The organism is Chitinophaga sp. W3I9 (assembly GCF_050434025.1).
Taxonomy (GTDB): domain Bacteria; phylum Bacteroidota; class Bacteroidia; order Chitinophagales; family Chitinophagaceae; genus Chitinophaga.
Genome location: NZ_JBNPWC010000001.1, coordinates 6,324,040 through 6,343,205, shown reverse-complemented (window position 1 = coordinate 6,343,205; position 19,166 = coordinate 6,324,040). Strand labels below are relative to the sequence as shown.

Here is a 19,166-nt window from a genome sequence, read left to right as displayed (position 1 = left end):
TCATGAAACCTGCACAGCAACCCATTATATTTAAAACCATTTCTGAATTGATGAGGGGAATGGGTATGCCCAAACCCCTGCATCCTTTGGTGGCTGTAGTAAATTACGATGCTACCAGGATCAGCCGGGAAAACGCAGGAAGAAGTTTTTTGATCGACTTTTATAAGATTTCCTTTAAACAAAATTTCAGGGGTCAGGTTAAATACGGGCAGGGCTATTATGACTTTGAAGAAGGGGGCCTGGCTTTTTTAGCGCCCAATCAACTGGTTACTATGACGGGTGATGAAAGCAGCTACGAGGGCTATACGCTGTATTTTCATGCCGATCTTATCCGCAATTATCCATTAGGCAAAAACATGGATCAATATGGTTTCTTCGCCTACGCAGTAAATGAAGCCTTGTTTCTTTCTGACAAAGAGAAGAAAGTAATTGGTGCCCTGTTTGAAAGTATTGCTGCCGAACTGGATAATAATACTGACGCTTTTAGCCAGGACGTGTTGGTTTCGCAGATTGAATTGCTGCTTAATTACAGTAACCGGTTTTATAACCGTCAGTTCCTTACCCGGAAAGCTGTCAATAATGACCTGATCAGTCAAATGAATAGCTTCCTGGCTATTCGCTTCACAGATCACGTAGATGGAATACCTACTGTTCAGGAGGTTGCCCGGCATCTCAATGTTTCGCCCAGATATCTGACGGATATGCTCAAAACACTAACTGGGCAAAGCACACAGCAGCATATTCATGACCGGTTAATAGAAAGGGCTAAGGTGATGCTGACAACTACCCGTATGAATATTGCCGAAATCGCCTACCAATTGGGTTTTGAACACCCACAATCCTTCAATAAATTATTTAAACGAAATACTGCTCTTTCACCAAGCAAATTCAGGCAATCTTTCAATTAGCGGAAGAAAATCCCTGCTTCATCCGGAAACAGGGATTTGAAAGCAAATTTAAAAACCATACATACCACCCGAAACGGAAATCTGCTCTCCCGTAATCCAGGCTGCATCATCGGACGCAAGAAATACGGCGGCTTTCGCAATATCTTCGGGCTGGCCTCTGCGGCCAAGCGGCGTATTGGCAATAAACATTGTTTCATACTCACTGCCAGCAGTGACGCCGGCACTACGTGCTCCTTCTGTTTCCGTAGCGCCCGGCAAAATGGAATTGATACGGATGTTTTTTGCACCCAGTTCTTTCGACAAGGAAATCGTTATGGCGTCTAAGGCTGCTTTAGTTGCAGAGTACAACGAGGCTGCAGGAAGTGGCATTTTGCTTGCGCCAGAACTGATGTTGATAATATTGCCGCCCTTACCGCTGAACAGTTTCAAAGATGCCTGGATAGTAAGTATAGCCCCCAAAACGTTGGTGTTGAAATGCTGGTGAAAGCTTTCTGCTGATACCAGTTCAATAGGCGTGTATCCCTGAAAGGCCGCGTTGTTTACCAAAATATCCAACGTGCCGAAAGCCTTTTTTGTTTCTTCAAACAGCCTGGTTACATCCGCTTCCTTCGATACATCGCCCTGTACCGGAATGGCGATGCCTCCATTGTCAGTTATCTCCTTAACCACGCTATCTGCGCCTTCTTTACTTTTGGCATAATTCACAACTACCTTTGCGCCTTCCGCCGCAAAATATTTGGCGATAGATGCGCCTATTCCTTTTGATGCACCTGTAACCACCGCTACTTTGTTCTTTAATCTACTCATTGTTTCTTTTTTTGATGCTTGAGCGACAAAGGTAGGATTGGTAAGTTATTATTAGTAACTTCGTGCTGAAAAGTAACAGTAACATAGGTGTAACAAAGTAACATTATGGGGTGTAAAATAGAAGAGTTCCAACAGGAACAAAAGAAAAGAATGAAAGCTGTTCAGGATTCAATGGACGTGCTGAATGGGAAATGGAAGATTTCTATCATCTCATCTATTTGCTGTTACGGCAAAAGGCGGTTTTCAGATATTTTGAATGATGTAGAAGGAATTTCCAACAGGATGTTGAGTAAAGAATTAAAGGAATTAGAAATAAACCAGTTGGTAAAGCGAACCGTTTTAGATACACAACCCATAACGGTTCAATATGAGCTTACGGAACACGGTGATACACTACAAACCATCATCAGCAATCTGACAGATTGGGGCATTGTACATCGGAAGAAAATTGTCGGGAAATAATATAAGCTTCATGAACCGCCGTCGGGAATGGAGGTAAATGATGGCGTGCGTGAAAGAATTAAAAAGGAGAACAGGGAAAGAAGGAAAAACAGCAGCATAGGTTGTATGCAGCTGTTTGTGGACTGATCTTAAATCCCTGTCCTTTAAGGCACATTATTCTGCCAATCAGAGTTTGGCCTTCGCATCATTCAATAGTGACAGCAATTGAATTACATCCCCATCCTTCATAAACACATAGGACTTCTCATCAAATCGCTCTATTTTTAAAAAGGTGGACCATTGCTTTTTTGAATAAAAGCAGCCTGCCTGCAAGCCGCCGCGGCTTTTATATTCAACTTCAGTATATACTTCTGGTGTGGTCGGCATTATCTTGTCTTTTATTATGTTTAAAGATTTAATAAGCGCATCAACCTCATCTATATCAAGCAATCCTATTTTTGTATCGGATGAATATGCTCCGGAATACGCATATTCAAAACGTACTGCCTTGGCGGTTTCTCCGCCAATCAGGTCTGTAAATTGGGCAACTTGAATCTGGCAGCCCCTCAGCGATCCAACGTCCGTAAATTGTCTTTGTATTAGAGACCCGGATTTGTTTGAGAAAAGCTCTGCCTTGCTTTTTTGTTCTTTTAGATCTGTATTGGGTTTCGCTGTTTGAGAAAAAGCCGAATAGAATGGGGTTATAATTGCCAAAATTAAGATTACTTTTTTCATAGTTGATGGAGGTTTATTTAAAAGATTTTTTGAACGACATCATAACAGTTGCTGCTATATACTTAGCACGTTTAAGCCTGAACTTTTTCTGAATCATACCAATCAACCGTCTTATGCAGTATTTCTTCGAACTTAAAAAGGTCATCGATAGTTAAAATCTCCGTCCTCGTTTCTTTTTTTTGCTCGTCAAAAGTGCCAATGTATTTCCGTACACCGTTAAAATACAGTCTGCATATCGTTTTTCGATTATTATCATCCAGCAGTATAGCGAAATAGGATTGAGCATCGCGATATGCTATCCTGGCCGGTTTTATCTTTTGACGGAGCATCGTCTTTACAATCATGTAACCTTCCTTTTCCTCTTCGGTGGTTTCAATCACCGGGGCCTTTTCTTCTACATTTGTTGTTGCTAATTCTTTTTCAGCATCAGATGGCGCAGCCTCATTTTCCTTTTTCAACGCAGATTTAAGCCTTTCAGTTATCAGGTCATTAATGTATTGTTGTATTGACCTTTTGGTAAGCGTACCCAGCTGCTCAACAATTTTTGACGTTAACATCCCCTTATATATCTGTTTGGCAAAGAGCTTGATCAACCCCTCAGAAGGATTTTGAAATTCAATATTTATCAGCGTTTTGAGCTCATTCATATATTTTAGCTCGCTTGCAGTAGTTTGAATGCTTTCTATGTTGAAATATGACTTGTGGAATTTCTTTAGTTCTTCAATCTGGTTATCTTTTATATCTGTAACATTAAATTCAAAGAATGGCTTTTCATCCATTTTATTCTGCTCTGCAAGATCTGTATAAAACCGGTAAATTATTCCATTGGACAATAGTCCGAACTTAGCGGCTGTAGTGTGAAAGTACCGGAAAAGCTGGGAGTTGTGCGGATCCAGGCTTTCTCCCCAATGCTTACATTCGATAAGTATGGAAGGCTTGCCTTCTTTCAGGATTGCATAATCGACTTTTTCGCCTTTCTTGATCCCGATATCTGCAATGAATTCCGGCATTACTTCAAATGGGTCAAATACATCGTAGCCCAGTACTTTAATGAAAGGCATAATAAAAGCATTTTTAGTAGCCTCTTCTGTTTGAATCTGGTTTTTAAGCTTTTCGACTTTGTCGCCGAAGAGTTTAATTTCATCTTTGAAATCCATCTTTTTTATATTAATGTTGTTGGAAATCTATTACTGAACTGCTTTTCCGAGGGCGTCGAGCCGTCGTATCTGTAAGTTCATGTGGTGCAGCACCACCTTTTCGTAATCATTGGATTTGTCGCTCGCCTTACTGAAAAGCACCAGCATCTCTATAAACAGGAAAAACAGGATCCACAGGCACCAGAAAGCTAATGCAACGGACGATGCGGATAACATATGCATCATGATCGTTAACTCATCCAGGAATCCTGTATTCGCTTTCATTTCTTTTTCAAGTGCAGGCTTAATGTGGAGTAAATCGTTTTCCTTTTGGGCTCTTTGTTGCCGCATGGCGCCAATGGTGGAGTCAAGGGACGGTAGCAATGCTATTTTGGGATTTGGCACCAGCGTAGTTCCAACAGTAATGTCACTTATCGTTTTCCAGGTGGTGGTATCCCTGCCAGAAGATGTAACTGTTGCCACGGGTACCCGTCTTGTTGCTGTTTGCGTAGTTGTGGCAGTTGTGGTGGTATGTTTACTGATATCTGCGATGTAATTATCTTTTTCCTGTTCTTTTTTATTAATCGTCGTGTCCAGCGCTGCAATCTGCTTTCTTAATTCTTCGGTTTTCGAGGGTAGTATACTGTCAACCTTGTTCGAAACGTAGGAAATCTTCTCTATCTCAATATCTTTTTCGAATATTATCTGATCGATGATCACCGCGCCCAGAACAGACATAATTAGCGCCAGGCAGCATCTGAAAAATCGTAGTAGCCAGCTCGGATGGATGGATAAGATGATTTGCTTTTCAACCTGTACAATGATGACGATGGAGAGAAGCCCGGCCAGTATGCAACCCGGCAAACTGAGTGACAGGTAACGGTGGGCAAAAGTAAAACCAATGAAGAACCAGAGAATGCAAACGATCAGCATGGCTGCGGTGTACTTTTTCACGGATTTGAATGCGGCTTCGCTGCAGTTCCGCAGGATATTATAATTGTATCCGGTGAGGAAGCAGCCGAAACGGATCCAGAGATGTTTCATAGCGCAGGGTTTTAAAGGTTTTTGTTCAGAATCATGTGACTGGAAATTGCCGCAAGGCCATTCCTGAATCCGCGGGTATAGCTGATAATGATGCCATGCCCGACTCCCTCGTTGAGCTTTGCCTGTTCTTCGATTTCTTTGACCTGCCTGATGTGGCTTTCGGCAATTTCCTTTTTTACGGTAAGCTCTTCCACCGTATCTATCATTCCGCTTCTGCTCCTGCTGGAGATGTGGAAGTTTATTTGCCGGATAAAGTCGTCGTAAAACGTTTTTACCTTCCGGATTGATCTTTCCAGGTCATTCTTCAACGCGATCACATTTTGATCCAAATGAGTGATGTCCGGATTTATCAGAGCATCATTATACCCTTTAGACTCATAATTCTTGTCGAGGAAATCGTATAGAAGATGTAGTCCACCATTGAGCGGTGTAGCAGCTTTCCCGTCAGGCTGGTCTCCCGGTGCATCCTTCTCAATGAAAGTAGTTTCCGGGATATCGGGTATTGCGTTTTCAATTGCCAGATGGTGGTTGTGACCATTTTGACGTTGCCGGTTGAAAATATTGAAGAGGCTCATATGTTTTATTAAATAGTGATTGTCGGCACCTTATATTTATTATGCCCTTTATTATGACAGGATTCGCAAAGCGTGATGAGCAAGCGATCGGGGTACTCCCAGGGAAGGCGGAACTTCTGCTCGCTTGCTATAAACTGGTATTGCCGGTGATGTACCTGCAAGTCTTTGTCGCTACGGCAATGCACACAACGATGCATATCGCGGTGTAGTATTTCTTTTCGTCTTGCCTTCCAGTTGGGGTGAAATAGAAGGGCGCCATAACTGCCATGCGATTTAACGTTCAGGAGGTCCTGCTTTTTAGGTGTTACCGGAGGCGACTTGGCAGGAATATCTTCCTCGATATATCTGCGATAACATTGGTCTCCCTTAAACTGCAAATATTTATACGGCGCGTCGTTTGGAGTTGTCATAATAGTACAGGTTGGAGTTTATTGAAATATAGTTCCGATCGGGTCAATTTATTGCTCCCACTTACAAAGGGTTCTGGTTGTCATTGCTTTTTCAAGGGAAATGCTGATGATTCGGTGCTTACAATTACTTAGCCCACGGCAATCCGATTTATAATGATACTTTGTAGCACTTTTGCTGTCACAGACATACACCGTTATTGGGTTGCAGTGAGTATAGCTTATAAGCAGCCAGGTATACAGGAGTTTCATGGTTCGATCGGTTCTGAAGACAAGGGGCACATAGAACTGGCATTATTGGTTAAGTCGTATGACAAAGCCTGCAACAATGAATACAGCCATTCGCTTTTTTGTAGCGTTTTGTTGCTTCGCGAACCGCTTCCTGGCAGGTTTCAAATCCTCCCAGATAGGTCCGGTTATACATCATGGGAAAGTATTCGCAGGTACTGACGTGAACTTCATGATCGCCGTTGAGCTGGGGGTTATTGTTTACATAATAGTTCTGTTTCATAGTGTTGTTTTTAATTTATGAAACAAAAGTATATTTCATCAACCTCCTTTTTTTATGGGAAACCGTAATCAGTTATTTTCTTTCGAAATTTCTTTTGAGATGCTTATATAGCACCTAAATCCTTGCAGTGGGCCACCAGTTGTTCATTTTTGGTAAAGCCAAGTGCATCTTTCATCTGATTGAGTTTCTTTTCTACGCTGCTTAGGCCGGATGGTTTTATCCCGTTGCGTTGAAGGTGCGCGGGTATGTCTTTCTGCAGCATTCCCTGCGCAAGCAACGTTATGATCAGGATATCAAATTCTGAAAATGAGTAGGCGTTCTTTTTGTCGATCGACTGCCTGATATGATATGGCAAATAACGCCGGTGCTGGGCTATTTCATTGATGGCTTCTTTAAGCGACCGGATGTCGTTTCGGCCTTTGGCGACAAAACCGTCTATGTCGTACTTGTTGTAAAGTTGTTCAATAACAGCCGGCTTGTTTTCCAATGAGAAGACCAGGATATTCAGATCGGGCTGTACTTCCCGGGCAGTGGCAATCAGCTCTATACCACCAGATAATACCTGCTTACGATCATCCTGAATGAATGATAAATCTGTAATCAGGAGATCGAAGGAGCTTCCGGCTTTAACTGCCTGTGTGATCTTATACAAAGCATCATCGCAATAATAGGCATGTGCTATATCTGTGATAGCCAAATCTTCCAGTGTTTTCTGCAGAGAAATATTGGCGCTTTCGATATCTTCAGCAATAAGTACCTTTTTAATCATAAGGATTGAGCTATTGGAATGGAAATGTGAATTTTTAATCCTTTAGCAGGATGCTCAAATGTATATTGCCCGTCAATTCTTTTAATACGGTTTCCCGTATTCTGCAGTCCGTTTCCATACTTAACTTGCGGAGAAATACCGATGCCATCATCGGTATAGAGAATCTGAAGCTGGTTGTTTTGACATTCGAATTTTATCATCACGGAGTTGGCCTGGCTATGTTTTTTCATATTGATCATTAATTCCTGGAGAATATATTCAACTTCATGCTGAGCCTGCACACTGATCCGGCTCCAGAGCATAGGACCGTTGCCGAAGATCAGGACCTTGATTTGTTCAGATCCAAAAGATTCCAGCAGGTTGTCAATTTTAACGTGAAAAGGGATCTTTGAGATAGTGGGATTTTCGTAGGAGATATCGCGGGACTGCTCATACAGCACCTCGATCTTATCTATTAATTCCTCCTGATCTACAGACGCTTTATGCTCAAGTTCTGTCATGATGCGGTACAAGCCATTTGCTACCACGTCATGCACTTTCTGGGAGGTTTTAAGCTGATATTCCTGTATTGCCTGCCGGGATGCAAATTCAATTTGTTGCCGGCGCCGGCGGTACCGAAGGATTAAAGCGATTCCGGCGATAATGAAGAGCAGGATGGTTAGCGCCAGTATGAACCGCTGTACTATCAGCTGGGTCTTCTTTTGTGCATTATCTTTTTGCAGCTGAAGATTGTCGGCTTTGTTTTTTGCGGCTTCATACCGGATTAATGCAAATTGGTTCTTCGCTGCGTTCTTGGCCGTTTGGATACTATCCGTCAGGTGTTGGTAGCGGATGAAATAAGGTTTCAGCAGGTTAGTGGGGCTGAGGGTAATAAGTTTTGAAAGTGCTTCGACTTCGTCGTCCGGACTGTTCATTTCCCTGGCAATTTCGTACCTTCTTACCGCATAATGAAGCGCCGAATCGGGCAGGGAGAGCGAATAATAGTCTGATAGATGCGCGTAACTGGCATTGAGTCCCCTGATATCGTTTGAATCCTTACGGATTTGCAATGCAAGTTGCAGCTCAGGGCCGGCGGAGTATGCAGCGTTTTTCAGCCATTTAGTTTTGGCATAGTTGGAAAGTACCCGGGCATATTCTTTTTTGTTTTTACTCTCAGCCAGCAGGGATCTGTATAAATCGATAGCCTGGTCATAGTCGCCTTTTTTCTGATAAGTAAGGGCTATGCTGTTAAGGGCAATGGTCCTGGCCTTCGGATGTTTTATATATTTGAGTGCCTTGCGATAGTAGTCGATAGCTGCGTCATAGTTTTTAAGGTTAAGGCAGATATTGCCCAACTCATGGTAAATTGAGCTGAGGCATTCCAGGTCTTCTTTTTTGTGTTCATCAAGATAAGTAAGGGATTTCAACAGGCTTTCCTGTCCTCCGTAATGGTCTCCCTCATATGCCTGGATGATACCCATATAAGTATAGGCCATTGCAATTTCCAAACTGTCTGTGGCCCCGGTGGCAACGAGATTAAAATAATAAAAGGCAGAATCGTTGTTGTTGTTATTGAAAAATGATTCCCCTTTTTCCAGCGTGGGTGCAGAAATCGGTTGCGGGGGGGCCTGGTTGGAAGTACAGGCTAAAAAACCGCTGAGGAGTAGGGGCAGGATAATGTTTGAGGGGCGCACTAAGAATTATTTCTCTTAAAAGTATCGAATTTCTCAATTTTGAGGAATTATTATTGGTTGGCGCTAAAAAAGTGAGGCAAGAACTTCTTGCCTCACGGAGATGATACATCAGGGTTTCCTTGGAGGAATTGTTCCGGTTTCGCCGCCGGTATCGTCCAAAGTAGTGACCTGTTCGCCATTGTTATGGTTGCTGTTATTGGGATGGCATGGGCTCAGGAATGCCAGGAAGAAGCCTAATATGATGTGAAACATTGTTTTAGTTTTTAAAATGTTTAAGCAATAGGCTGCCGGTTGCCGGGCATCCGGCAGCGGAGTTTCGAGTTGTTGAAGAAGCGCTTCTTCTTTTTTTGGGAAGTGTGGGCGTGGATCACGGAAGCTGATTGTCGCTTCCCAAGCCGGTAACCGGCCTCCGCTTTCTTTGCCCGGGGTGTGAATAGGTTCTGTACAGAGTACCTCGTAGCTAAGGAGGCATTTACCCGATTGCAAAACGAAGATATGTCGAGGTAAAAGGTTGATTTACAAACAATTCCAATAATTCCGCTAATTCCTGGTATTCCACTTATAGTTCCGGGAATGCGGGTTTAATTCCGATTATTCAGTTCTATAATTTTATTTATGGCGACACATTATCCTGATTACCGGCAACTCGTCATGCGGGCGTTTGAACGAAAGAAGAAAAACAGTACGCTACCTCACGGCTTGATGCACCTGAAGCCGGCGAAGGTCAAAGAGGAATGTGTGAAGAAATGCACAAAAGAGGTAAATAGGCGGGATGAAAAAATCATCAGGGATTTCTGTGGAGATTTGAATGAAGAGAGAAGCTGCCATGATATTATGCAGCGATGCGACAGGGATAAGTTCCGGCCGTTGATAAATTACCTGAATGGGAGGTCTGAAAGTACAGATGAGAAGAATATCGAGCTCCTTGCCTGGCTGATTGACTTTCCTGGCAGGCCCTGGGAATTGGGGAAAACGTACTCCGGTGATGATGATGAAAATGGAGATCCTGTGTTAAATGAGGCTACCCCGGCAACAGTAGATCAGGAAACGGCACCGGGTTCCCCAGCTACCCCGCCCGTAGCTGGAAGGGATGAATTAACCGGAAATCCGATAATTCCGGAAAATCCGGCAATTCCATTCCTGATGTATAGCTCAAAGGAAAAGGAAGGCGCGGGTGTTAAAGTCGCAGAAACCAGTAATCAAAAAAAATTAAGAGGGAGATCCACGAGAACATTGGCCGCCGCGGTTATATTATCGCTGGCACTGGGAACAGGTGGTATGTGGTGGTGGAAAGATAATCCGCGGCCCGGCGGTAACTGCATGTATTGGCAGGAAGATCATTACGAGCCTGTAGCCTGTAACCAGAAAATAGCTAATGGGAGGGTCATAGCGGCAGATACAATGAAGTTGAAAAATTTCAGGAAGATAACCAGGCCGGACACCATCACCTACCAGGCTATAGGAAAGGTTTGGTATTCTAAAATTAACGACAAGATAGAATACTATACAGCGGGAGGAGAGCACCCTGTGGTCTTTGGCCGTCAGCTGAAGCCAATTACTGTCTATATTATCGATAAGTATATCCGTGGAATGAATGAGTGAAAGGTTGCCCTTCTTCAAATCCCCAAAAATGCTTATCTTAATTTCTACTACTTAGCAATTAACACTAAAGAACCCTAAAGCCGTGTTTGATACATTTTTTGAAAAATATCCAGACTACCGTATTATCCAAAAACCGAAGAGCGATAACGTGGATGAGTATATTGGCAAGCTGCCGGTTCAGCTTATCCAATTTTTGAACGCTTACGGATTTTGAACGTTTATGAATGGTTACCTGAAATTGGTTGACCCATCGGAGTATCAATCGGTTTTTGATGAAGCCTATAATAATAAGGACAAGGAAATTGTTTTTGCGGTTACCGGTCTTGGCGATTTCCTGACCTGGACGGGAGATGCGATACGCGCAGTTTACTTCAAAAATGGTGGCGATTCCATTATCGAAAGCGGGGATGACATGGAATGGTTTTTTAATATGGATTTAGCGGACAAGGGTTTCTTAAGAGATAACTTAAATGATACCAATTATCTCATCGCAAAGGAAAGGTTGGGTGAACCGGAATATGATGAATGCTATGGATTTGTCCCACTGTTAGGATTAGGAGGGAAAGAAAAAGTGGATAATCTTCAGAAAGTAAAAATAAAGGAACATATTTCCTTAATTGCCCAAACAATGGGTAAGATTGAATAGTGAAAACAGTGGGTGAGGCAAAATTGCTTTTTCCCTTTCCCCGAATGGCCTGAATGCCCCTTCTTTTGTCGCAGATGGCCTTTACGGTGATAACTATAGTATTTATTTTTGGACTGTATCTGAAACCAGCATAAAAAATTAAATACTAAAACCGATCAGATGAGAAAGATAATCTACGGAATCAATCTGACTGCAGATGGTTGCTGTGATCATACCCAGTTAAGTGGCGGCCCGGAAATCCATGAGTATTTCACGGACCTCATGCGGGATGCTGACCTGATCATCTACGGACGTAAAACCTACGAGTTGATGGTTCCTTACTGGCCTGACGTCGCAAAAAAACAATCCGGGACGAAATCGGAGATCGAATTTGCGAAAACATTTGACGCCATTGATAAAATTGTTTGTTCCCGGTCGTTAGACAAGGTTGAAGGTAATACGAGAATTATTCGTGAGAACCTCGCAGAAGAAATCTTAAAACTGAAACAGGAATCCGGCAAAAATATTTCAATCGGAGGTATAAGCCTGCCTGGGGAATTAATCAGACTTGGCCTGGTGGATGAATATTATTTTCTCGTTCATCCCATCATTGCGGGTGAGGGAAGAAGGTTGCTGGATGGTACCGGTCCGGCTCAGCGGGATTTAAAACTGGCAGACTCGAGAACGCTTCCATCAGGAGCTATAGCGCTTCATTACGTGAAACAATGATAATGCGGGTATTCAGGTGAAAGTACTGGTACAGGTCTCAAACCATTTAACCAATAATTTAATTAAAAGACTGACGGAACGCCATCGGCGACAGGTTGGTTTTGGTCTTGAACAATTTACTGAAGGATTGCAGGTGTTCAAAACCCAACTCGTAGGCGATCTCGCTGACGGAGAGATTGGTGGTTGATAGTTTTTCTTTAGCCACTTCTATGAGCTTATTGTGCAGATGCTGCTGGGTATTCTGGCCGGTAAGGGATTTCAGTAACCCGCTCAGGTAACCCGGTGAGATATTTAAGTTTTCGGCAATGTAGGCAACGGTGGGCAGGCCTTTTTGAGCAAGCATGCCGCTGTTAAAATAATTGGTGAGCAGATCTTCCAGTTTGGTGAGTATCTCATGGCTGGCGATCTTGCGGGTTATGAACTGGCGCTGATAGAACCGCTCTGAATAAGTCAGTAATAGTTCCAGTTGGGCAATGATCACGCTTTGACTGAACCGGTCGATATTAGCATTGTACTCCTGCTCGATATTTTGCGCAATAGATGCGAGCATTGTTTCTTCTTTGTCTGATAAATAAAGCGCCTCGTATACGGAGTAGTTGAAGAATTCGTATTGCTTGATGGTTTTAGCCAGCGGCGTGTTCCATAAAAAATCCGGATGGATCAGGATCATCCAGCCCTCCGGACGGTGCATCATACCACCATTTTCAATTTCCACTCCAAAGACCTGGCCGGGTGCCATAAAGAAGAGTACACCTTCATCAAAATCGCTGGCCTGCTGGCCGTATTTGAATTTAGCATTCTTTACCCTTTTCATGGATATTGTATAAAAATCATAGATCAAACTGAACTTGCCTTCGGCAAGGGGCCTGGTCAGGTCGTCCATCCGCACCAGGCTGATCAGCGGGTGCGCGGGCTTGGGCAGGCCCGCAGCCCGGTGATATTCGGTAATTGTGTGAAAATGAAAAATCTGCTTATTCATAGCTTTGATAAAGTTCGTTATTTTTTTTGGTAAGCCCGGGCAAACTCCTGAGCGAAATCGGCAAGTTTAACCTTCCCCATTTTCGGCTGGTTCCGGTGAAAGTTCTCCAGGGTTTTGCCACTGTGCATAACCGCCTGCATTTCCACGAGGGTCTCCGCCAACTTTTCCGGCACTTTAGCCATCTTCAATCCCTGCAGCATTTGCTTTTCAGAGAGCAGCACCCATTTTAACCAGGGCTTGCCTACTGCGCTTCCAATGATCTTTGCCGCTTCATTGCAGGTCATTTCCTCGCTGCCTACATAACGGATGGTTTTTTCTTTGGGTAATAATAGCAGTTCCTCCGCAATGGCATCCGCAATATCTTTTGGCGATACAAAAACGATCCGGTCGTCTCCTCCATAGTTCCCCATGAGCAGGCCGGTTTTGCCGGTTAACAACGCCCCAGGGCCGTAATAACGCAGTGCCAGCAATTTGCCCATAAGGCCCTTGCCTCTGATCAGGTCGATGGACTGATAGAAGTTGGTATAAAAGGCCGCAGGCCGCATGATGGTAATGGAGGCGTTAAGTCCGTCGAATACATGCTCTGCGTTTTCGGCTTTCACCAGGTCAGCTGCCCAACCGCTCAAAAGTACAACCCGTTTGGTGCCGGCTTCTTTGAGTGCCTGAACATAGTTTTGCGATATCCGGCGCAGGTAAGCTCCCATATCAGGTTCCGTAAAGCTCAGGGGAATCATTGCATAAACGGCATCTGCACCGGTGAATGTATCGGTCAGAAACCGGACATCGGAGATCGAGCCAATAGCAGGGGTAGCGCCTGTTTTTTCGATAGCTGCCCGCTTTTGGATGTCGCTGCTGATAACGGTTACCGCATGTCCCTGGGCGATCAATATTTCTGTCAGCGGCAGGCTGATGTTCCCTAAGGAACCTGTAACAATAATTTTCATCGCTGGTTATTTGGTATAAATACTGTTCTCAATATCGGTAAGCAAGGTAGCGTGCGTTGGTCGCCATTTTAAATTCTCCTGTGTCCAAACGCTCGATGCGGGACAGTCGATGGCGGCCATCTGTGAGAACCAGCCAAAATGTTCAGCGGCTGCTTCCGGCATTACCGGAACTACCGGGAAATTCAGTTGTTTACCTATGGCTTCCGCTATCGTTTTAACTGTAATCGCTTCTTCGGCTGAAGCATGATAACGGGCTCCCGGTTCGGCGTTTTCCAAAGCCAATCTGTACAAATGGGCAGCATCCAGCCGGTGTACGGCGTTCCAGCGATTTTGTCCGTCGCCGATATAAGCAGATATTCCTTTTTCTCTGGCCATATTGACCAGAATGGGTACGAAACCATGTTTATCATCGTCGCCATGTACCGATGGAGATAAACGGATCACTGCTGTACGCACACCCAGCGCGGCTACTTTATCTGCGGCTTGTTCAGAAGCCCTGGGCCAGGCCGGGTTGAACGGAGGAATGATATCTTCGGTAGCCGGCTTGCCGGGACTGACCAGGGCTGTGCCGGAAGTAACGATCAAAGGACGGTCAGAACCGGCCAGCACATCGCCGATGGTTTCAATGGCTGTTTTATCCACTTCGCATACTTCCTTAAACCGGGTAAAGTCGTGGATAAAGCCGGCATGGATCACGCCATCTGACTGAGCGGCGCCGCTGCGAAGGCTTTCCAGGTCTTCGAGGTCGCCACGATGAACTTCTGCACCTGCTTCGATAAGCTTTTGGGCTGAGGCATCTGAACGGGCCAGCCCTAATACCTGGTGGCCGGCAGCTAATAATTCCTGCACAATGGCAGTACCGACGAAGCCTGTAGCTCCTGTAACGAATACACGCATGATTGTTTTTTCTTTTGTTGACACAAAGATGAGTTGCTTTAGTGAGGTTGATTTATCCAAAACTGCGTTTGATTTAGCTAAAACAGGGAAAGAATTGTGTAATTAACTAATTTTGATATCCGGTTGTGAAATCCCGGGTTTTGTACGCACAGATTACAAACAACCAATTTAGTTTTAGCAATGAAACATAACGAGGTTAAACCTTGCTTAGCATTAGCCACCTATATTCATTCTTTCTGGGAATTGAAAGGAGATGACAGCGACCACCAATGGGAACGGATATTTCCTGATGGCTGCCCCGGGATCGTTATAAATTTAGGAGGATCCTGCAAAACCGACAACGGCCTGGCTACCATGGATCACGGGAAAACATACGTGGTAGGAGCAATGACTTCCTTTAAAGATAGTTTTATCGACAGCAACACCCATCTAATGGGAGTGTGCCTGAAACCAGCCATGTTTTCGTCTTTTTATAACTATGCGCCACAAAATGAATTGACGGATCATACCGTTGAATTTGACTTAGCACATTCATTTGATGTTGATAAGATAAATAATGATCCCCATGTTTATCTCAACAGATATTTTTTGGACAGGAAAAGAAATATCAACCAGTTGCTTCAGCCTGTTTTAAACGATATCCATATTTCTAAAGGAATGTTAAGCATCTCTGAAATGGCAAAAAATAATTTTATAACTGTCAGGCAATTGGAGCGGATTTTTAAAGCCCATATTGGATTAACCCCCAAGGAGTATGTAAAGATCATTCGCTTCCAGTCGGCTTTTTCTATGATGAGTGACAACAGCCCAAAGAAAAGCTTGTCAGATATAGCGTTTGAATGCGGCTTCTATGATCACGCACATCTTACCAATGAAATAAAGCAACACACGGGACTCACGCCTTCCCAATTTTAATTTTGTCGCTTTTTTCCAAAAGATAAACCAGGCCAGGTACTTAATTTTGCGTAAAAGGATTTTAAATGAAAAAAGTAATTTTGAATTTAGCGGTCAGCTTAGACGGGTTTATTGAAGGGCCAAATGGTGAAATTGATTGGTGCATTATGGACGACGATATGGACTTTGGAAGTTTTATAGCAAGCGTCGACACCATATTTTACGGAAGAGTGAGCTATGATGCCTGGGGGAATTTCCAACCTGATGCAACTACCAGTCCTGCAGAAAAAGAGATGTGGGAGGGAATACACTCAAAAAATAAATTTGTTTTCTCAAGCCAGAGCAGACAAGACAGCAAAGCTACCTTCATAGGCTCCGACATAGCAAACCGGGTTGCTGAAATCAAGCGACAAGATGGTAAAGATATCTGGCTATACGGTGGGGCAAGTCTTATTAAAACATTTATAAATACAGGTCTTATTGACGTCTATAAAGTATCAGTGCACCCGGTAGTTTTGGGAGCTGGCAAACCATTGTTTGAAGATTTGAAAGAACGAATAGGTTTAAGGTTGATTGAAACCAATGTTTTCAAGTCGGGTGTAGTGCAACTTACCTATGAGCCGGGGAAATAGATACCGGAGGATTTACTTGTTACAAAAGACAGTATAAATTGAAACGCCTTCAAGTTATCGAAGGCGTTTTTTATCAGTTGTCTAACCCAAGTTGTTTTCTCATGTCGAGGTTAAAATCATATTGTTCCTCAATCGAAATGGCTCTCCGGGAGTTTTCATTAATATCTTTTCCTTCCTTTGTCCAAAGAAAAGGATAAAAGTTAAAGACTTTATCGCCGTTTAACTTTGAAACTTCGTCCCGCCAATTTGTCCACCTGCTGCCCTCATAAAATTTATCCAAGTCATTGTTGAAACAGAAGTCCAGGAATTGGGTATAAGTAAGGTCCATTTGTTCATACTCCAAATTATCTGGCGAAAAATAATAGACGTTTCCTAAGTCCTTGCCAAGCCCTCCGCCATTTAGAAGATAAAAGCCTCCAATAGCATCATCGGCAATTAACAGAAATGATGGACTTTCACCAAATTCTTTAAAAGATTTCCCTTTATTCCAATCAGGAAGTGTCCGATTAATTTTTGAGCTACCTGAACCAAGAATCCTAATCCAGCCATCATCAATTAAAAGTCCGCCTGTCATATAAATAATTGCACCCATTGGGGAACGCGTTGTCACCTGGGTTTTGTACAACGCATCTTTTGCTTTTGAGGTGTCAACCGGTAAGATCTCAACTTTGTTTTTTGCGGATTTAATCCACTCATCTACAAATATCCATCCCGGATCAGTTTTGTTGATTAGTTCTTCAACTTGTCTCATTTTATTTTGGGCTGTCATTGGTAAGGCATACAAGGTCAGCAAGACTATTGTTAAATATCGTATCATAACCTTTGTGTAGTTTTCGCAAGCTATTATTTTTTCGGCTATCTAACAAAAAAGCGCAGTGACTGGCCGGATAACGCAAATATAACTCATGATTGGTTTAGATTATCCAGCTGACCTATATAACAACCCATATCAGCCTTCCTCAACGATGTAGAATAGTTCATCGGTTACGTGTTCGGTAAAAATATTGGAGTATACCTGAGGTATGTCATCACAGCAACCTAATGCCAGGCGACAGCGTACAGCATGTTTTCCGCTAAAATGGCTAATTTTCGACAGGATTAACTCACCAGGCATTAAATATATATTAGGCTGCCCGGTGCCGCAAAACCAATCCTTACACAATTTTTCACTTGTCTTTACCCATTGTCCCCGGCTGTTCAGCATTTCCCGGTGCATCTGGAAAACACTGAAGGTAATCCCTAATGATACCGCCGTATCTGACTTATTACGTATAATGATCATTGAGGCATGATAGTAACGGTTTGAATCACAGTAATGGTTAATTGAACCGTCCTTCTTAAGGTATTCCATTACTTCACATACGGGGGACGAGGTATCTACCTGTACCGCTATATGAGATTTTGAATACCTAAATATGCAAAGTTTTGGATACTCTTTGAACCGCCTTTCTTGTCGTAACCAGTATCGGCTTCCTGTACGGATAGTATCCTTCCATGGTCCAATGTAATAAATAGGAAAAGCATCATCACCGAACGATTGCAGATATTCGTTTGCAGGGCCGGTAGTATCTTCCAGAACAAATTTTTCTGTATTAGAGTAGCTGACAGGAATAGGCTTGCGCAAACATGAGGTAAATAATAAAATAGATAAAAGCATAATTCCTGTTCGCATAGTTTTTTTGATACAGATGCGGGGCAGAAATTATTCCATAACTGATATCGGGAAAACTTGCCTATCCGTAAAATATTAAAATGAGCTAAAAATATCCGACCAGATATCTTTTAGCTCATTTTAATAATTGAACCAATCAACTCAAGGTTCTGTGTGATCGTGTTCCAATGCCTTCTTGAATTTATTATACAGTGTCCAATCGGGATCCGGCTGGTTATCCATCCAGCCATAAGTAAGGCCCTCAAACCTTGCGCGGTAGAAAGTGTCATTTTCCGGGTACATTCTTATTCCGTCGTAATATCTTCTGAGGAAATATTCAAAATTAGCACGGTCCTTTCTGCCTGCAAATTTTTCACCTTCGGCGTAACCATAATTGTATTCCCGCTCGTACTCAGAAAGTACAGGCCCTGACGGATTAGACCGGGGAGGAGGAAGCGTTTGGGCATGAACCGATAATGATCCTACCAGTGCAATTAAAAGTACCGCAACTGTTTTAGCCGCTGCATTCCATTTTAAACATCGTTTTCTTTTATTTTCCATAAAATAGTATTTAGGCAATGAAATTAGCCTTCCTTACTATTAAAGGATAGTATAAAGACGACAAGTTTGGTTCCCGGTAAAAAGTCGCAGGTACTTGATAAAAAAAAAGCTGCTGGCCCGTATCAGCAGCTTCCGCAGATCCATTTTCTATACGGAGGATCTTATCCGATTTCAATTGTCCTGGGTGCTTTTTGCTTTGCTTCTTCTTTCTTTGGGATAGTAAGCAACAGCAGGCCGTTTTCGTAACGGGCATTTATTTTTTCTTCATCCACTACATCCTTTTGAAGTTCGAAGCTGCGCTGAAATGATTGATAGCTGAACTCCCTGCGGCTGTAATTTTTTTCCTTGGTTTCTTCTGTATGTTGTTTGGCAGAAGAAATAGTGAGCAGGTTGCCATCAAGTGTGATCTTAAAATCTTTTTTATCCATGCCGGGAGCGGCTACTTCAACTTCAAAGTTATCGTCCGTTTCCCGGATATTTACAGCGGGAAGGGTAGTGCTGGTGGATGAATAGTTATTATTTCCCCAATTAAAAAGTTCGCGGCCAAAGAAGTCATCGAACAAAGCCGGGAATGCGGGGAACTGATTCCCGTTCCTCTTAATAAGTGACATATTAACCTCCATTTTTAAATAAGTGAGCAATAAAT

General features: G+C 43.1%; 24 protein-coding genes. 7 read left to right on the top strand and 17 right to left on the bottom strand.

The features are described from left to right. Nucleotides 1-2 precede the first annotated feature (2 nt). Complete coding sequence (locus QFZ51_RS25780) at nucleotides 3-908, top strand: helix-turn-helix domain-containing protein (protein ID WP_429050331.1); 906 nt, start codon at nucleotides 3-5, stop codon at nucleotides 906-908. Between the two features lie 48 nt (nucleotides 909-956). Here the strand turns inward: QFZ51_RS25780 and QFZ51_RS25775 are convergent, their stop codons facing one another. Continuing rightward, nucleotides 957-1,715, bottom strand: a complete 759-nt coding sequence (locus tag QFZ51_RS25775; RefSeq protein ID WP_429050330.1) for an SDR family NAD(P)-dependent oxidoreductase — start codon at nucleotides 1,713-1,715, stop codon at nucleotides 957-959. Nucleotides 1,716-1,820: 105 nt separating this feature from the next. Between QFZ51_RS25775 and QFZ51_RS25770 the strand changes: the two genes are divergently transcribed. Continuing rightward, nucleotides 1,821-2,177, top strand: a complete 357-nt coding sequence (locus QFZ51_RS25770) for a winged helix-turn-helix transcriptional regulator (RefSeq protein ID WP_429050329.1) — start codon at nucleotides 1,821-1,823, stop codon at nucleotides 2,175-2,177. A 165-nt stretch (nucleotides 2,178-2,342) separates the two neighbouring features. Here the strand turns inward: QFZ51_RS25770 and QFZ51_RS25765 are convergent, their stop codons facing one another. The 9 genes from QFZ51_RS25765 to QFZ51_RS25725 form a co-directional block, all read right to left on the bottom strand. Further along, the gene (locus QFZ51_RS25765) at nucleotides 2,343-2,891 is read right to left on the bottom strand and encodes a hypothetical protein (RefSeq protein ID WP_429050327.1); all 549 of its coding nucleotides are present in this window, start codon (nucleotides 2,889-2,891) and stop codon (nucleotides 2,343-2,345) included. A gap of 71 nt (nucleotides 2,892-2,962) precedes the next feature. Beyond that, nucleotides 2,963-4,048, bottom strand: coding sequence for a type I restriction endonuclease (locus QFZ51_RS25760; RefSeq protein ID WP_429050325.1), 1,086 nt, complete (start codon nucleotides 4,046-4,048; stop codon nucleotides 2,963-2,965). A 30-nt stretch (nucleotides 4,049-4,078) separates the two neighbouring features. Further along, nucleotides 4,079-5,071 (bottom strand): DUF4407 domain-containing protein, encoded by a 993-nt coding sequence (locus tag QFZ51_RS25755; protein WP_429050323.1) that lies wholly within the window; start codon nucleotides 5,069-5,071, stop codon nucleotides 4,079-4,081. Between the two features lie 11 nt (nucleotides 5,072-5,082). After that, a complete protein-coding gene (locus QFZ51_RS25750) occupies nucleotides 5,083-5,646 on the bottom strand; it encodes a hypothetical protein (protein WP_429050321.1) in 564 nt (187 codons plus the stop codon). A gap of 8 nt (nucleotides 5,647-5,654) precedes the next feature. Beyond that, nucleotides 5,655-6,056: an HNH endonuclease gene (locus QFZ51_RS25745; protein WP_429050320.1), complete on the bottom strand. Its 402-nt coding sequence runs from the start codon at nucleotides 6,054-6,056 to the stop codon at nucleotides 5,655-5,657. Nucleotides 6,057-6,354: 298 nt separating this feature from the next. Continuing rightward, nucleotides 6,355-6,564, bottom strand: coding sequence for a hypothetical protein (locus tag QFZ51_RS25740; RefSeq protein ID WP_429050319.1), 210 nt, complete (start codon nucleotides 6,562-6,564; stop codon nucleotides 6,355-6,357). 103 nt (nucleotides 6,565-6,667) lie between these two features. Continuing rightward, complete coding sequence (locus QFZ51_RS25735) at nucleotides 6,668-7,333, bottom strand: response regulator (RefSeq protein WP_429050318.1); 666 nt, start codon at nucleotides 7,331-7,333, stop codon at nucleotides 6,668-6,670. Beyond that, nucleotides 7,330-9,006: a tetratricopeptide repeat protein gene (locus QFZ51_RS25730; protein WP_429050317.1), complete on the bottom strand. Its 1,677-nt coding sequence runs from the start codon at nucleotides 9,004-9,006 to the stop codon at nucleotides 7,330-7,332. The genes QFZ51_RS25735 and QFZ51_RS25730 overlap by 4 nt, the downstream gene beginning before the upstream one ends. 108 nt (nucleotides 9,007-9,114) lie before the next feature. Next, the gene (locus QFZ51_RS25725; protein WP_429050316.1) at nucleotides 9,115-9,258 is read right to left on the bottom strand and encodes a hypothetical protein; all 144 of its coding nucleotides are present in this window, start codon (nucleotides 9,256-9,258) and stop codon (nucleotides 9,115-9,117) included. A gap of 363 nt (nucleotides 9,259-9,621) precedes the next feature. Between QFZ51_RS25725 and QFZ51_RS25720 the strand changes: the two genes are divergently transcribed. From QFZ51_RS25720 to QFZ51_RS25710, 3 genes are all read left to right on the top strand, one after another. Further along, nucleotides 9,622-10,608 carry a hypothetical protein gene (locus QFZ51_RS25720; RefSeq protein ID WP_429050314.1) on the top strand — a complete coding sequence of 329 codons (987 nt, stop codon included), beginning with the start codon at nucleotides 9,622-9,624 and terminating at the stop codon, nucleotides 10,606-10,608. Nucleotides 10,609-10,828: 220 nt separating this feature from the next. Next, nucleotides 10,829-11,254: a T6SS immunity protein Tdi1 domain-containing protein gene (locus QFZ51_RS25715; RefSeq protein ID WP_429050312.1), complete on the top strand. Its 426-nt coding sequence runs from the start codon at nucleotides 10,829-10,831 to the stop codon at nucleotides 11,252-11,254. Nucleotides 11,255-11,413: 159 nt separating this feature from the next. Then, nucleotides 11,414-11,962 (top strand): dihydrofolate reductase family protein, encoded by a 549-nt coding sequence (locus QFZ51_RS25710; RefSeq protein WP_429050310.1) that lies wholly within the window; start codon nucleotides 11,414-11,416, stop codon nucleotides 11,960-11,962. 58 nt (nucleotides 11,963-12,020) lie between these two features. Here QFZ51_RS25710 and QFZ51_RS25705 read toward each other — a convergent pair whose 3' ends face one another. From QFZ51_RS25705 to QFZ51_RS25695, 3 genes are read right to left on the bottom strand one after another with little or no spacing between them, the layout of a single operon-like run. Beyond that, nucleotides 12,021-12,941 (bottom strand): helix-turn-helix domain-containing protein, encoded by a 921-nt coding sequence (locus tag QFZ51_RS25705; RefSeq protein ID WP_429050308.1) that lies wholly within the window; start codon nucleotides 12,939-12,941, stop codon nucleotides 12,021-12,023. Nucleotides 12,942-12,958: 17 nt separating this feature from the next. Further along, nucleotides 12,959-13,885 (bottom strand): NAD(P)H-binding protein, encoded by a 927-nt coding sequence (locus tag QFZ51_RS25700; protein ID WP_429050306.1) that lies wholly within the window; start codon nucleotides 13,883-13,885, stop codon nucleotides 12,959-12,961. A 6-nt stretch (nucleotides 13,886-13,891) separates the two neighbouring features. After that, on the bottom strand, nucleotides 13,892-14,782 hold the full coding sequence (locus QFZ51_RS25695) for an SDR family oxidoreductase (RefSeq protein ID WP_429050304.1): 891 nt from the start codon (nucleotides 14,780-14,782) through the stop codon (nucleotides 13,892-13,894). A gap of 180 nt (nucleotides 14,783-14,962) precedes the next feature. Here QFZ51_RS25695 and QFZ51_RS25690 point away from each other — a divergent pair, with 180 nt between their 5' ends. Next, entirely contained in the window at nucleotides 14,963-15,697 is a 735-nt protein-coding gene (locus QFZ51_RS25690) for a DUF6597 domain-containing transcriptional factor (RefSeq protein ID WP_429050303.1), read from the top strand. 65 nt (nucleotides 15,698-15,762) lie between these two features. Beyond that, nucleotides 15,763-16,308, top strand: coding sequence for a dihydrofolate reductase family protein (locus QFZ51_RS25685; protein ID WP_429050302.1), 546 nt, complete (start codon nucleotides 15,763-15,765; stop codon nucleotides 16,306-16,308). A gap of 73 nt (nucleotides 16,309-16,381) precedes the next feature. Here QFZ51_RS25685 and QFZ51_RS25680 read toward each other — a convergent pair whose 3' ends face one another. The 4 genes from QFZ51_RS25680 to QFZ51_RS25665 form a co-directional block, all read right to left on the bottom strand. Next, nucleotides 16,382-17,125 (bottom strand): DUF2625 domain-containing protein, encoded by a 744-nt coding sequence (locus QFZ51_RS25680; RefSeq protein ID WP_429050301.1) that lies wholly within the window; start codon nucleotides 17,123-17,125, stop codon nucleotides 16,382-16,384. A gap of 132 nt (nucleotides 17,126-17,257) precedes the next feature. Beyond that, nucleotides 17,258-17,980, bottom strand: coding sequence for a hypothetical protein (locus QFZ51_RS25675; RefSeq protein WP_429050299.1), 723 nt, complete (start codon nucleotides 17,978-17,980; stop codon nucleotides 17,258-17,260). Nucleotides 17,981-18,121: 141 nt separating this feature from the next. After that, nucleotides 18,122-18,520, bottom strand: a complete 399-nt coding sequence (locus QFZ51_RS25670; RefSeq protein WP_429050298.1) for a hypothetical protein — start codon at nucleotides 18,518-18,520, stop codon at nucleotides 18,122-18,124. A gap of 161 nt (nucleotides 18,521-18,681) precedes the next feature. Continuing rightward, on the bottom strand, nucleotides 18,682-19,131 hold the full coding sequence (locus QFZ51_RS25665; protein WP_429050297.1) for an Hsp20/alpha crystallin family protein: 450 nt from the start codon (nucleotides 19,129-19,131) through the stop codon (nucleotides 18,682-18,684). Nucleotides 19,132-19,166: the final 35 nt, after the last annotated feature.

Bases quoted from the DNA above. Each gene is read 5' to 3' on its own strand.
- QFZ51_RS25780 (WP_429050331.1), top strand. From the start codon at position 3: ATGAAACCTGCACAGCAACCCATTATATTTAAAACCATTTCTGAATTG.
- QFZ51_RS25775 (WP_429050330.1), bottom strand. From the start codon at position 1,715: ATGAGTAGATTAAAGAACAAAGTAGCGGTGGTTACAGGTGCATCAAAA.
- QFZ51_RS25770 (WP_429050329.1), top strand. From the start codon at position 1,821: ATGGGGTGTAAAATAGAAGAGTTCCAACAGGAACAAAAGAAAAGAATG.
- QFZ51_RS25765 (WP_429050327.1), bottom strand. From the start codon at position 2,891: ATGAAAAAAGTAATCTTAATTTTGGCAATTATAACCCCATTCTATTCG.
- QFZ51_RS25760 (WP_429050325.1), bottom strand. From the start codon at position 4,048: ATGGATTTCAAAGATGAAATTAAACTCTTCGGCGACAAAGTCGAAAAG.
- QFZ51_RS25755 (WP_429050323.1), bottom strand. From the start codon at position 5,071: ATGAAACATCTCTGGATCCGTTTCGGCTGCTTCCTCACCGGATACAAT.
- QFZ51_RS25750 (WP_429050321.1), bottom strand. From the start codon at position 5,646: ATGAGCCTCTTCAATATTTTCAACCGGCAACGTCAAAATGGTCACAAC.
- QFZ51_RS25745 (WP_429050320.1), bottom strand. From the start codon at position 6,056: ATGACAACTCCAAACGACGCGCCGTATAAATATTTGCAGTTTAAGGGA.
- QFZ51_RS25740 (WP_429050319.1), bottom strand. From the start codon at position 6,564: ATGAAACAGAACTATTATGTAAACAATAACCCCCAGCTCAACGGCGAT.
- QFZ51_RS25735 (WP_429050318.1), bottom strand. From the start codon at position 7,333: ATGATTAAAAAGGTACTTATTGCTGAAGATATCGAAAGCGCCAATATT.
- QFZ51_RS25725 (WP_429050316.1), bottom strand. From the start codon at position 9,258: ATGTTTCACATCATATTAGGCTTCTTCCTGGCATTCCTGAGCCCATGC.
- QFZ51_RS25720 (WP_429050314.1), top strand. From the start codon at position 9,622: ATGGCGACACATTATCCTGATTACCGGCAACTCGTCATGCGGGCGTTT.
- QFZ51_RS25715 (WP_429050312.1), top strand. From the start codon at position 10,829: ATGAATGGTTACCTGAAATTGGTTGACCCATCGGAGTATCAATCGGTT.
- QFZ51_RS25710 (WP_429050310.1), top strand. From the start codon at position 11,414: ATGAGAAAGATAATCTACGGAATCAATCTGACTGCAGATGGTTGCTGT.
- QFZ51_RS25705 (WP_429050308.1), bottom strand. From the start codon at position 12,941: ATGAATAAGCAGATTTTTCATTTTCACACAATTACCGAATATCACCGG.
- QFZ51_RS25700 (WP_429050306.1), bottom strand. From the start codon at position 13,885: ATGAAAATTATTGTTACAGGTTCCTTAGGGAACATCAGCCTGCCGCTG.
- QFZ51_RS25695 (WP_429050304.1), bottom strand. From the start codon at position 14,782: ATGCGTGTATTCGTTACAGGAGCTACAGGCTTCGTCGGTACTGCCATT.
- QFZ51_RS25690 (WP_429050303.1), top strand. From the start codon at position 14,963: ATGAAACATAACGAGGTTAAACCTTGCTTAGCATTAGCCACCTATATT.
- QFZ51_RS25685 (WP_429050302.1), top strand. From the start codon at position 15,763: ATGAAAAAAGTAATTTTGAATTTAGCGGTCAGCTTAGACGGGTTTATT.
- QFZ51_RS25680 (WP_429050301.1), bottom strand. From the start codon at position 17,125: ATGATACGATATTTAACAATAGTCTTGCTGACCTTGTATGCCTTACCA.
- QFZ51_RS25675 (WP_429050299.1), bottom strand. From the start codon at position 17,980: ATGCGAACAGGAATTATGCTTTTATCTATTTTATTATTTACCTCATGT.
- QFZ51_RS25670 (WP_429050298.1), bottom strand. From the start codon at position 18,520: ATGGAAAATAAAAGAAAACGATGTTTAAAATGGAATGCAGCGGCTAAA.
- QFZ51_RS25665 (WP_429050297.1), bottom strand. From the start codon at position 19,131: ATGTCACTTATTAAGAGGAACGGGAATCAGTTCCCCGCATTCCCGGCT.